The organism is Thermoprotei archaeon (assembly GCA_038881895.1).
Classification (GTDB): Archaea; Thermoproteota; Thermoprotei; order Gearchaeales; family WAQG01; genus JAVZOV01.
On the sequence record JAVZOV010000002.1, the window covers coordinates 147,189 to 160,259 of the forward strand.

Below are 13,071 nucleotides of genomic sequence, written 5' to 3' on the forward strand. Positions count from 1 at the left end.
AAAAATGAGTGTTGAACAAATCGTCAGGAAATTTAAAGATTCTGGTTATCTAATCTCTCCTGAAGCTATTAAATTAATCATGGGCAGTACGGATGTTGATAATGTAATAGAGGTGGTTTTGAAATATTTGGATAGTATCAGTCCGAAGCCTGTTGTGGTTAATGTATCTCACATTAGTAATGCATTGACTTTAAGCGGTTCTAAAGATAAGAAAATGATTATAAGAGAGTTGAAAACTTGGCATGTTGATTTTGAAATTAAGTTTACATTCACGGGTTATAAGGTTGATAGGTCTATGAAACTTATTGATGGATATTCGCGCTTACTTATTGATAGATATCAGAAGTTGAAAAGGATTCTTCTTGAAAGACCTGACATGCGTTATGCAGTTCCATTGAAGGATATTAAGAAAAGTGTTAAAAGATTTTTTGAGAATGAGTCATCTCAACAAAGAAAGACTGCAACATATGGACTCGTGCTATCTGTCACAAGAAACAGTAAAAAGGTTGAAATTGTTCTTGAGGATATAACGATTGAAGATAAAGAAAGTGGAACTGTTAATAGGATTATTGCTGAAGTTCCATCATCATCTCAAGCATTTAAAAAGGCTGCATGGATAGCAGAGAATGAAGTTATTGGTCTTGTGGGTGTTTTAAATAATGATAAATTCGAAGTTGATGACATACTTTTACCTGGTATAACATTAAAACCTATTAGAAGACCGAATGATGATTTTTACGTTGCTTTTCTTTCAGATCTTCATGTTGGTAGTTTAAAGTTTGTTGAAAATCGTTTTAAAACATTCATTAATACTGTGCAAGGTAACACTGATGATCCTAAGCTTAGAAATATTATTAAGAAATTACGCTTCATAATTATCGCTGGAGACTTAGTTGATGGATTCGGTGTATATAAAGATCAAGAAAAAGAATTATTAACAATGAATGTTGATGAACAGTATAAAATGTTAGCTGAACTTCTTTCCGGCATTCCTGAGGATATAACTATTTTTTTGATACCCGGCGAACATGATGTTTCTGGATTATACGCTCCATCACCACCTATACCTAGGGAGTTCGCTCAAAAACTTTATTCTATGAAGAATGTTCGTATGTTAGGTGATCCTAGTTTTATTAGAATTGCTGGTGTTGATATTTTAGTTTCTCATGGTAGAGGACTTGACGATGCTGTAGAATTATACACATTAAAAGGTTTTACAAGCGAAGGTATTATTGATGCAATGGAATCGCTTCTTCTTCGTAGAAATTTAATAATTCCTATTAATAGTAAGGTTATTGTTGCTCCATATCCTCATGATTTCAACGTGATAACAGTCATGCCTGACATAATGCACATGGGGCACGTTCATATTGCGGCTGCTGCTAAGTTATATAAGAATATTTTATTAATAAATAGTGGATCATGGCAAGAACAATCAATTAAACAAAAAATGAAAGGATTAAACCCATCAGTCGGAACATGTTATTTTGTTAATCTTAAGGATATGACCTTATTAAAAGCTGTATTTTAAATTCTTCATATCAAGTTTGTTTGCGGTTAGTAAAAAATATATTTTTATGTAGTGCTTGATAGGAAAGTTTAGGGCTTTGTTTCTTGTATAAGTTGTTGATAGGTCTAAATTGTGGAATTTGAACGAGTAGCTTCCAAGCGAGCTATATGTTCATGCAGGTGCTGGTTTAACAAATCCCAGAACCCAATACAACAAAACATCAAACAGAAACAACAGAAAACCCCTTAAATTCAGCAATGAAGAGAGTTAACCTTTTTAATTTAGTATAATGAAAAATTCTGGGAGAGGTGTCTGAATGGCATTCTTTGCAGACAGAGAAATATTGATAGGGAGATACAAACATGCAGCATATAAGCCATGTTACTGGTTTGAACAGAGTCTCAGAACTGGTGGTAGAAGAATGTGCTACAAATCACCTTTTGGAATAAAAAGTCATCTTTGTATACAGTCAACAACCTATAAGGGTTGTAATCTCCACTGTGTTTTCTGCTGGAGAGATGTGGAAAATAGAGAACGATCATACAAATTTTTCGATGAACCAGCTGAAATAGTTAACGATTTAATTAAGAACCAGGTGTTAATTGTTACAGAGAGTCTAAAAAAATCCTTAGAAAATTATGAAAACATGATTTCGATAGTAAAAGTGCTTTCAAATTTTAATGAACCAGTAAGTGTTGGTGAAATAAGTGATGTGGTTACCATATCACGTACAAAAGTTAGAGGTGCATTGGTTGATCTAGCTAATGCTGGTATTGTTAAGAAGATTGACAAAAAATATCTTCTCGATAAATCAATATCACGAAATCTAACCTATGGTGATGCGCGCGCGATTATTGAAAAATATGTTACGACGCGTGATGACATCTTAAAGGTTCATAAAGAGGCTATGCATCCTAAACATGTAGCTATATCATATGATGGTGAACCTATAATGTATCCCAGAATAGGAGAAGTCATAACTGAATTTCGAAAAAGAGGTATATCAACATTTTTAGTCACAAATGGAACATTTCCTGAGAGAATAGAGGAATTATGGAAAACTGATAACCTACCTACTCAGCTCTATGTTACTTTAGCAGCACCAGACCCAGAAACTTATATAAAAGTGACTTCAACGGTCTATCCACGTATGATGTCATCCTATGCACATTGGGAACGATTAAACAAAACTCTTGAGATGTTAGGAAAATTACCTTGCAGGACTGTAATACGAATAACAGCTGTCAAAGGTGTTAACATGATAAATCCTGAGGGATATAGAAAGTTGGTTCTAAGATCTAATCCGAACTTCTTAGAAATTAAAGGTTTCGCAATAAGCGGATATGCACCAAGAATAAGTATAAGACTTGGGGTCCATCAACCGAATTATAATAGCTCCATATTGATGAAAGAAGCGTTAGTATATAGCCCTACACACGAAGAAATTTTCGATTTTGCGAGACAAGTTTCCAATGATTGGCAAACATTTCCTTTAATCTCTCAACAACCAGAGAGTAGTGAAGTGCTAATGGCTGTTAACTGGAAAGATCCTAAGAAAATAGAGATTCCAGAATGATTATGATTTTCTTAAAATGTTTATTAACTCAGGAACTACCTGGTACAAATCTGCGACAACCACATAATCAGCATTTCTATTAATGGGCGCGTTTTCATCCTTATTAATTGACACTATTATCTTGGATTTATTAATTCCTGCAATATGCTGCGGCTGGCCGGATATTCCAATTGCTATATACAACTTAGGTTTCACCTTTTTACCTGATAGGCCGATCCATCTCGATTCATCCATCCATTTCAGATCTGTTGCTAAAGGCCTACTGCAACCAACTTCTGCGTTTAAAACTTTTGCTAACTCATAAATAATATTCAAATCCTCCTTAGACTTTAAACCACGCCCAATACTCACTATGATATCAGCATCTTCAATGTTAACATTTTCAGCAACTTTCTTAACACGATCAACAATCTTAACACCCTGAACGCTGGATTGAAATTCGATGACTTCAACTTTAGCTTCAACTCTTTGAACATTTTTAATTACTGGAGGAGAAAACGTAACAACAACAGTAGCAGTTAATGGCTCAGCAAGTTTCATGACCATAGAACCTAATGCTTGAACCTGATAAATAAGTTTACTATTCGAAAATTTAACTTCACTAACATCATTTAAATAACATGAGCCGATCCTTTGAGCAATTCTTGAAGCTATTATTTTATTAATTTTTGTGTTTGAGAGTACAATGATACCTGGTTTTAATTCGCTCGCTATATGAATAAAAAGATTTACAATATTATCAATGTTTATTTCATCTTGTAATTTATAAACTTTTTTAACTCCTGCATAACCGTAAAACGATATCTGCTCCTCAGGATTAGGTGAAGCTATAACGCCTATTATCTCATCAGCTATCTTTTTTGAGAATTCAACAAGACCAAGGATATGATCGCTTCTGTTAGAAAAAACAAGAGCTAACATTATTTTTCACCCTATAACTTTTTCAACTAAAAGAGCTTGAACAAGGTTTTTAGCAATTTCTTGGGGTGTATCACCCTTTATTCTAATTCCTCTTCTCTCAACTTTAAGAGGCTTCATATCAACTATGTTCACAACATTAATAATCCCAGACAGACCAACATCATTCAAATTCCATTTAACAAATGGTTTTCTTGATGCTGCTAATATCTGTGTTATAGTAGGCAGGCGAGGCGTGTTTATTTCTTGAGTAACAGTAATCAACAAAGGAGAATTAACTTCTACAACCTCGATATAATCTTCATAGTCACAATAAACACGAAATGTATTATTATTTATTATCTCAATTTTTCTTGCATAGCCCACACTTCTTATACCCAATATTTCAGCTACCCTATAAGGAACTTGAGAGCTAAAACTATCAATAGTGCCTTCACCAGCGAAAATAATATCAAAACCTCCTAATTTCTTTATCAATTCAGCCAGAACAAAAGCTGTAACCGATGGATCCGTATCGTATATTTTCTCATCATCTATCACATATGCCTCGTCAGCACCAATCGCAAGAGCACTCTTAATTAATTCACGGACTTCCCTCTCTCGAACACTTCTAGGACCCCATTTAATAATACTTAAAACAGTAACTTTACCGCCAATTTTTTCTTTGAACCGTATAGCCTCTTCTAATGCGTTTTTATCTACATCATTTACACGAAGGGGCGTCTCGATTTTAGGTCTTCCATCTTCATTAAGTTTAATCTGAGACATGTCAAGAGATAATTTTAACAATACACCAAACTTCATTTGATCACCACAATCCAAAAATCCAAACGTAATATATACTTAATTTTTTAACTAATGAACACTCTATGTGTTGAAACTAATACTACTGAACATGTGCTTATTGCGTTCTTTTTCAGTTAAAATCTTAGGAATCAATTCTCTTAATCCTGACTTTTGTTATATACATAATCAGTTGAATTGTTATATTATTAGCTTGGTTAAGACTACTGTCATATCATAAACAAGCTATTGATGGTACTGATTAACATGCGGCTCATCGATCCTCTAATGGAAAAGAATCATGAGATGTTTTTAACGTGACGGAAAAGCTATATTCTAAAGCAAAACTATTAGGTATATGAATTATAGAAAGGTTGCAAATACAAAAATAGAGATATCGGAAATAGGTATTGGCATTTGGTCAGTAATTACTGATTGGTGGGGTTCAGACGTTAATAAAGCTGAAGATTTATTAAAGAAAGCTTATGCTCTTGGAATAAATTTTTACGATACTGCTGATATGTACGCTGACGGAGAAGGTGAAAAAATTTTAGCTAAAGTGTTTTCGTCTAAAAGAGACAAAATAATAATACTAACGAAAATTGGTTATGATTTTTATAATAAAAAAGATGGAAAAGCTCAACAAAACTTTGGCATAGAATACTTAAACTTTGCAGTAATGCAATCACTAAAAAGATTAAATACAGATTACATTGATATACTAATGTTACATAATCCTAAAATGGGGATAATTAAAAATCAGATAGTTAGGGATTTCCTGATGCAACTTAAAAAGGACAGTATAGTAAGATTAATCGGCGTGGCATTAGGCCCGACATTAGGATGGAAAGAAGAGGGTTTTGAAGCAATTAGGCAAGGTTATGAAGGTTTAGAATATATTTACAACATAATTGAACAACAACCTGGAATTGATTTCCTATCTTTTCCTAATTCAGATCAAATAGGACACTTTATACGAGTCCCACATGCATCAGACGTATTACTAGAAAGCAAATGGCCAATAACTTATGATCCAAAGTTGCATAGAAGTTTAAAAGATATTAACTGGATAAAGAGAGCTATAGAAAATAGTAAAGAATTATTAAAATTTGCAAAATCTAAAAATATGAAACTCTCGCAACTGGCAATAAAATTTGTACTATCAGAAAAGAAGGTCACATCAGTAATACCTAGCATATCAAATTTAAATGAATTAGAAGAATTTGTAAGAGCAGTAGATTATCCAGACTTATCGACTGATGATCTGAAATTCATCAACATTTATTACAAGCAATACTATAAACAATTAAATGACGAAAGTATAAATGAAACAATAAAATTCAAATGAACACTTTAGAGCATGTCTGGGTTAATCAAAAACTGATTCGTTGTTTTTTCATAACCTAAGGTAGTAACAGGACCATGCCCTGGATATACAATAAAATTATCTGGTAACTTCTTCAATTTTTTTAAGCTTATTTTCATAAGATTTACATCACCACCGAAGTCCATTCTACCTATGGAACCCTTAAATAACGTATCGCCACTAAACAATGTATTATAACTAAGAAAACATGAACTACCCAGAGTATGTCCTGGTGTTTCTAATACTTTTAACGAAATCTTTCCCACACTAATAATGGATCCCTCTCTAAAGGTGCTATCAGGTCTAGGATCCTCAACATAATCTAATGTGCTTAAAACACTTCTAACGTCATACATTTCTATTAAATTTTTAACTATTCCTTTAATATTCCTAAGAAAGGTCACGTCTTTTGAATGTATCATAAATGGTATAGAATATTTTTTCTTAAGAATACTTACACCTAAGACGTGATCAAAATGACCATGTGTTGCTAATATCAACTTTGGTCTAATCAATTCATCATCAAGAAAGTTTATTATTGGTGTCGGATCGCCACCAACATCAATTATTATGGCCTCTTTATCTTCATATACTACATAACAGTTAGTATTCAGTGGGCCAATAACAAATGTCTTAACTTTCAAACACCTCACCTATGTACTCTCTTTAAATGAACAAAATAAACTTGCTCTAAAATATGAAAATGCTATTGAATATTCTGCGCTGCATTTATTAATTGTTCATAGATTGAGATCCAGACCTTTCCATCTTTTCTAAGTTTATTTTCAAAGTTATTCTCTCCCACCCATCTTTCAAAAGCTTTCTTTAATTTTATACTCTTTGAACTTTTCGGCATAGTTTTTAAGTATCCAAGTTTTACTAATGCGATAGCAATTTTATCCCACACATGGTCCCATTCATATACAGCTGATGGGGGTTCTCTTGATAACAGTGTTAAATCCCATAACTTAAATATCCTTCGTAACTCTGAAACTGGCTCAGGATGATCATCTACCCTGATGTCTACATACCTTCCGACGCCTTCCTTACAACCACCGTATCCTCCACATTCCCTCATTACTATTATAGCTGCTGACTGTTTACCTCTCTTATCACCGCCGGCCTTTTCACCAGCTTCTAGAGATACTAATAATTTGTCAACTAACTCTCCGGACGTTTTTTCAAATGCACTAGCCATAGATTGTATAACACTTTCACCAGCTAATATGTTACCTTGAACTGCATATCCATTACCGACAATATGCCCCGCCCAAGAAAGACATTGCGAACCAGTATAAGCCGCTGCTTCTCCTTTCATATTAACTACGCCGATTTGTCTATGTTCTCGTTTTGGATCTTTCTCAATAAGCTTTTTTATCACATCAGATGGTGATAAACCTCGCGATAAATATCTTAATGCAGTAGGACCATACTTAACATTAGCCAATGCTTGAGTTGCTACAGCTCCTATTTTAATCTTCACCCACGGAACAACATGTCCTACTGCGATAAATTTCGATGCGACAGCTACACCTAAATCTCCCATCTCAGGATCAGCCGCAACTATCGAAAAAGTTGCCATTATTCTTAATAAGTTTACGTTGTTGTTAATAAGAGAGGGCATGTTAATAACTTTCATATAATCACCTAACTAAAATAAACTCTAATGTATATAATTTTTAGTGTTTGTAGAAGATCAACATAATGTAACTCGAGAGAGTATGCTAAGTACAACTATGGAGATGGAAGAATCAATTTTAAGGAGTAAATCGTTATAGGGCTTTGACACTCTCCACGGCTGAAGCCGGGAGATTCTCGGTTCCTCAGGCTCAAGCCTTCATCATACCGAGTTCCGGGCTGTGTCAAAGCAGCCCCCGCCATGGACATGTAGCCCATGGCCCGCTTGCTGGAACCATCCCCCCTTTCTCGGCTCGGAGCCTTATTCCAGCTTTCGGACTTCCGAACCACATGCGAGCGACCCGCTCAAGAAAACATTGTTTAAGCATTTATTTAAACCTGTCGACGATTCATCCCAGAACTGAAGCTCTAGGCTTTCCTGTCGCATTTCTGTAATGTTTTTATTTAATCTATTTAAATAATTTAATATGAATATTTATCTGTGTCCATCTCTGTATTATTATTATGAAATATTCTGATAAGGAGTTGATCAGAGGTTCTAAGGGTAATGAATTGTTAAATAGAAAAATAACCTTGTGTATTACTGGTAGTGTATCAGCTTATAGGAGTATTGATGTTGCCAGGGAATTGATCAGGTTTGGAGCTGATGTTTATGTAATAATGTCTCATTCTGCAACGGAAATTGTTCATCCATATGTTTTTGAGTGGGCAACGGGTAACCCTGTAGTGACTGAGCTTACTGGTGGCATTGAGCATGTAGCTCTTGGAGACAAGACTGATTTAGTATTAATAGCACCTTGTACCGCTAATACATTGGCTAAAATTGCCTCCGGCATTTCTGACACACCAGTCACTGCTACAGCATCAGTCGCCCTGGGTTCTCAGACACCCATAGTTATTGCACCAGCAATGCATGGACCTATGTACAAGAATAAAGCTATAGTCAACGCGATTGAACGTTTAAAGTCCATGGGTGTAATCATCATAGAACCAAAAATGGAAGAAAACAAGGCAAAATTTCCTGATACTGATGATGTTGTGTTTAATGTTATTAATGTTTTATATCCAAAGGATTTGAAAGGTATGAATTTTTTAGTAACTGCGGGAGCTACTATTGAATACATCGATCCTGTGAGAATTATAACAAACAAGAGCAGCGGTAAGATGGGTGTTCAGATTGCTGAAGAAGCTTATTTAAGAGGGGCAAACGTAACGCTAATACTAGGTCGTTCCACTGTAAAGCCAAGGCGTGGAATACGAGTAATTGATGCAGAAACTACTGAGGACATGCTTAATGCTGTACTAAATGAACTAAAACATTCTAATTATCAAGTTTTCATCGCTGCTGGAGCACCAGCTGATTTTAAAGCAAAAAATCCAAGCCCTGTTAAGATAAATTCCAGATCCGGCAATATACATCTAGAACTTGAATCAACACCAAAAATAGTTGAATACGTAAGAAAGATGAACGACAAAATACTATTGGTGACGTTTAAAGCTGAGTATAATGTTTCAAATGAAGTCCTCATAAAGGAAGCAGAGAAGTATCTTAATTTGGTTAATGCGGATTTAGTTATTGCTAATGACGTTGGACGTTCTGGTGTAGGATTTGGAACCGATACTAATGAAGTCTTTATAGTAGGCAAGAAAGGCTTAATAATGCATATACCACTCTCATCTAAAAGAATCATTGCGCAACAGATTATTAATGTAGTGAAGAGCATGTTAGAGGTTGAGTAGATATGTGCACGATAATAGGTGTCATAGATCCTAATTCATTAATAAAAGTTATTTTTATGGTTAATAGAGATAAACCAGTAGATAAACCTTTCACAGGCGAAGATTTGCGTATTATGGATGAGAAAATTGTAGGAGTCTATGATTATCGATCAAAAGGGATAGCCAGCGGATTCTCTTTAAAGTCTGGAGTATATGGGGCAGTTGCCAATATTTTAGGATACATGACCGAAAATTCGAGGGGAGTACTCCTATATAAAGCTCTAGCTTATAGTACAACATTAAAAGATGCCATCAATATTCTTTATGATGAAGCTAAGACTGGAAAATATAGTGCAGCAGTTTATGTACTTGGAGATGAGAATAACCTTGTCAAAATAGAGAACTTTAAAGAAAATATTAGCATAAAACGATCTAACAAACTCATGATAGCCACTAATTTTCTAGAATCTCTTGACTCTAATTATTATGCAAAAGACTCAATAGAACGGATGAATATTGCTTTAGATTATTTGTCAGTAAAAAATGAATATACATTAAATGACTTTTTAATACTCGCAAAATACCATGGAAAAACAGCATCAATATGCAGGCATGGTAACAAAGGACAAACACTTTCAAGCACAATCTACATCATGGATAAAAATAAAAAATTATTTGTAAAATATGCTAAAGGAAATCCTTGCACGATTCCTCACAAAGAATTTATGTTCTCAATCAAAGATTGATACTAGTCTTCATGATAAAAATCTAGATAATTACAAAATTTTAAAATATTGAGCGTAAATGGTCTCTAAAACAGTATGAGATAAATTTTTCAAGCTCAAGAGTTTCTCATCATAAGGAATGTAAGAAACTTTAAAGAAATAAAACTCTTAGATGCGATAATTAAAAATTCGTAAATATCAAACTCTCAATTGTTCGAAGTATGTAATAAACAACATCATTAGGTTATTAGTCTATCAAACTGCCTTGGGTAAGATTTAAATTGGGCGTACTAAAACATTATTGGTTTGATAAAAATGTATTGGCAAACTCACATAAGAAATTTATATAAAAACGATAATAACTACTTATATAAAGAAGTTAATTCCATAAGATTGTGGCATGATGGGGTAATCAGACATGAACTCAGAAACTACAACACTAGAGTTTTTTAAGAATGTTTTCCCACATCATTCCCCTCCAATTTTAACTTATGAAACATTTGATCCTATTAGGAATAAGATCTTTTTAACTGATACTACTTTAAGAGATGGACAGCAGGGTTGGAGAACGTTAACTGTTGAAGAATCACTGGAAATCTATGAAATACTTCATAAACTTTCTGGAAAAAAAGGTATTATCCAAACTATTGAATTATTTCCATACACTTCGAAAGATCAAACCGTAATAAGTAAAATAATATCAAAAGGTTATGAATACCCCAAACCAATCGGATGGATAAGAGCAAACAGTGATGATGTGGAGCTCCTTTTACAGACTGGATTAAAGACAACAGTAATGTTATGTTCCATCTCCGATTACCATATTTATTACAAATTAGGAATAAGCAGAGAAAGGGCCACGGAAAGATATTTATCGGTGATCTCAAAGGCTCTGTCTAAAGGCATCTCTTTAAAAATTGCTCTTGAAGATGTTACTAGAGCTGATGTTAAGCGTGTGGTTATACCGTTTATTAGAAAAGTCAAGGAATTATCAGAAGAATACTCACTTCCAATTATTATAAAGTTAGCAGACACTCTAGGTGTTGGAGTACCATTTTCCGAAGTACCATTACCAAGAAGTATTCCTCAGCTTATCAGAACTATAATAAACGAGACACCTATAAGCGGAACGTATTTAGAATTCCATGGCCACAATGACTTTCATTTAGTTGTAGCTAATCATATTTCTGCATGGCTAAATGGTGCTATGTACTCAAACTGTACACTTTTTGGGATAGGTGAGAGGGCTGGGAATTGTCCATTAGAAGCAATGCTTATAGTGTACAAAGAATTATTTGGCACTAACGCTGATATAGACTTAACACCTATAAACGAGGCAGCACAGCTTTTTAGAAAGTTAGGTCTAAACATACCAGACCATTATCCTTTGGTCGGTGAGAATGCTTTCAGAACAATGGCAGGTATTCACATAGATGGATTACTTAAAAACCCAGAAGTCTATTTACCATTTGATTCTGAGAAAGTGCTAGGAATAAAACCAAAGATCGCAATCAACCCCTACTCAGGAAGAGCTGGAATAATATACTGGATTACTAACAGCCTCAATATACATTATGATCATATAAAGAATGATGAAAGAATCAACATGATCTACTCCGAAATCCTACAAATGTTCAACAACGGCAGAAAACACTCACTCTCAGATACCGAAATGCGCCAACTAATCTTTAAATACATGCCAGAACTTTTCGAAAAAGCACAATCAAAAATGCATAATCAAAAATTTTCACATTAAAAATTAGTTCGGTAGTGAATTCTTATGAAGTATAAAATAGGTGTCATATATGGTGATGGAATAGGCCCCGAGGTTATCTCCTCAGCCTTAAAACTTCTAAATGAACTCAATTTTAATGCAGAGTATATAGAAATAAAAGCTGGGCTTAATTTCTATAAAATAAGCGGGAAACCTATCGAAGATTCTGCCTTCGAAAAACTTAAAGAATGCGATGCAATACTCAAAGGACCAATAGCCACATTACCTGAAAGTTCCTACCCAAGCATCACAGTCATGTTAAGAAAACATTTTGATCTGTACATAAACTTCAGACCATTCATAAACATAATTAACAACAAATTTCCGTACTTTAATCTAATTATATTCAGAGAAAACACGGAAGGCCTATACTCCGGTGCTGAATGGAAATCAAACGACCTAGCCATCACACTCAAAATAACTTCAAGAAAAGCTACCGAAAGAATAGTCAAATATGCCTTAAATTATGCTATGAAAAATAACAGAAAAAGAATAACAGTCGTTCATAAAGCAACAGTAATAAAAGAAACAGATGGCTTATTCAGAGAGATATTTTTCAATGAAGCAAAAAAGTACAGTTCAATAAAAGCCGATGAAATTTTAGTCGATTCAGCTGCTTACCAACTAGTAAAAAATCCTGAGGAATTTGACATTATAGTAACACTAAACTTATACGGAGACATCCTTTCCGACCTAGTTGCGGGTCTGATTGGCAGCTTGGGACTATGCGGATCCGCAAATATAGGCGATGAATATGCACTTTTTGAGCCAGTGCATGGTACAGCATTAGACATTGCAGGTAAAGGAATCGCTAACCCAATAGGTGCAATTCTTGCCTCCTCATACTTACTAGATTGGTTAGGCGAAAAGAAAAATGATCAAAAACTAAAAACATTAAGCAAAGCAATAGAAAAAGCAGTAATCACAACATTAAAATCAAATAACCTCACTAAAGACCTTGGTGGCAATTTAAACACAAACGAGATAACAGAAATCATAATTACCAATACAAAAAATATATTAAAAACAGATAGCACGCTCACCTCTTAATAGAATTTCACT

The 13,071-nt window shown here is 34.2% G+C and carries 11 protein-coding genes; 7 read left to right on the forward strand and 4 right to left on the reverse strand.

Annotation, left to right across the window (positions count from 1 at the left end; all coding sequences use genetic code 11):
* Positions 1 to 4: 4 nt before the first annotated feature.
* Together QW128_03820 and QW128_03825 are read left to right on the forward strand one after the other, a co-directional pair.
* Positions 5 to 1,531: a metallophosphoesterase gene (locus tag QW128_03820; GenBank protein MEM3832713.1), complete on the forward strand. Its 1,527-nt coding sequence runs from the start codon at positions 5 to 7 to the stop codon at positions 1,529 to 1,531.
* Positions 1,532 to 1,826: 295 nt separating this feature from the next.
* The gene (locus QW128_03825) at positions 1,827 to 3,086 is read left to right on the forward strand and encodes a radical SAM protein (protein ID MEM3832714.1); all 1,260 of its coding nucleotides are present in this window, start codon (positions 1,827 to 1,829) and stop codon (positions 3,084 to 3,086) included.
* On the opposite strand, the gene QW128_03830 is transcribed toward QW128_03825, so the two are convergent.
* Positions 3,087 to 4,007 (reverse strand): electron transfer flavoprotein subunit alpha/FixB family protein, encoded by a 921-nt coding sequence (locus tag QW128_03830; protein ID MEM3832715.1) that lies wholly within the window; start codon positions 4,005 to 4,007, stop codon positions 3,087 to 3,089.
* A gap of 6 nt (positions 4,008 to 4,013) precedes the next feature.
* Positions 4,014 to 4,808: an electron transfer flavoprotein subunit beta/FixA family protein gene (locus tag QW128_03835; GenBank protein MEM3832716.1), complete on the reverse strand. Its 795-nt coding sequence runs from the start codon at positions 4,806 to 4,808 to the stop codon at positions 4,014 to 4,016.
* 337 nt (positions 4,809 to 5,145) lie between these two features.
* Here QW128_03835 and QW128_03840 point away from each other — a divergent pair, with 337 nt between their 5' ends.
* Positions 5,146 to 6,135, forward strand: coding sequence for an aldo/keto reductase (locus QW128_03840; protein ID MEM3832717.1), 990 nt, complete (start codon positions 5,146 to 5,148; stop codon positions 6,133 to 6,135).
* Positions 6,136 to 6,140: 5 nt separating this feature from the next.
* On the opposite strand, the gene QW128_03845 is transcribed toward QW128_03840, so the two are convergent.
* Positions 6,141 to 6,797 (reverse strand): MBL fold metallo-hydrolase, encoded by a 657-nt coding sequence (locus QW128_03845; protein ID MEM3832718.1) that lies wholly within the window; start codon positions 6,795 to 6,797, stop codon positions 6,141 to 6,143.
* 62 nt (positions 6,798 to 6,859) lie between these two features.
* The gene (locus tag QW128_03850; protein ID MEM3832719.1) at positions 6,860 to 7,792 is read right to left on the reverse strand and encodes a DUF1028 domain-containing protein; all 933 of its coding nucleotides are present in this window, start codon (positions 7,790 to 7,792) and stop codon (positions 6,860 to 6,862) included.
* A 503-nt stretch (positions 7,793 to 8,295) separates the two neighbouring features.
* Between QW128_03850 and coaBC the strand changes: the two genes are divergently transcribed.
* The 4 genes from coaBC to QW128_03870 all read left to right on the forward strand — a co-directional run bounded on the left by coaBC (position 8,296) and on the right by QW128_03870 (position 13,059).
* Positions 8,296 to 9,531, forward strand: a complete 1,236-nt coding sequence (gene coaBC / locus QW128_03855) for a bifunctional phosphopantothenoylcysteine decarboxylase/phosphopantothenate--cysteine ligase CoaBC (protein ID MEM3832720.1) — start codon at positions 8,296 to 8,298, stop codon at positions 9,529 to 9,531.
* Between the two features lie 2 nt (positions 9,532 to 9,533).
* Complete coding sequence (locus QW128_03860) at positions 9,534 to 10,256, forward strand: carcinine hydrolase/isopenicillin-N N-acyltransferase family protein (GenBank protein MEM3832721.1); 723 nt, start codon at positions 9,534 to 9,536, stop codon at positions 10,254 to 10,256.
* A gap of 397 nt (positions 10,257 to 10,653) precedes the next feature.
* On the forward strand, positions 10,654 to 11,991 hold the full coding sequence (locus tag QW128_03865; protein ID MEM3832722.1) for a 2-isopropylmalate synthase: 1,338 nt from the start codon (positions 10,654 to 10,656) through the stop codon (positions 11,989 to 11,991).
* Between the two features lie 24 nt (positions 11,992 to 12,015).
* Positions 12,016 to 13,059: an isocitrate/isopropylmalate dehydrogenase family protein gene (locus QW128_03870; GenBank protein MEM3832723.1), complete on the forward strand. Its 1,044-nt coding sequence runs from the start codon at positions 12,016 to 12,018 to the stop codon at positions 13,057 to 13,059.
* The last annotated feature ends 12 nt before the right edge of the window (positions 13,060 to 13,071 follow it).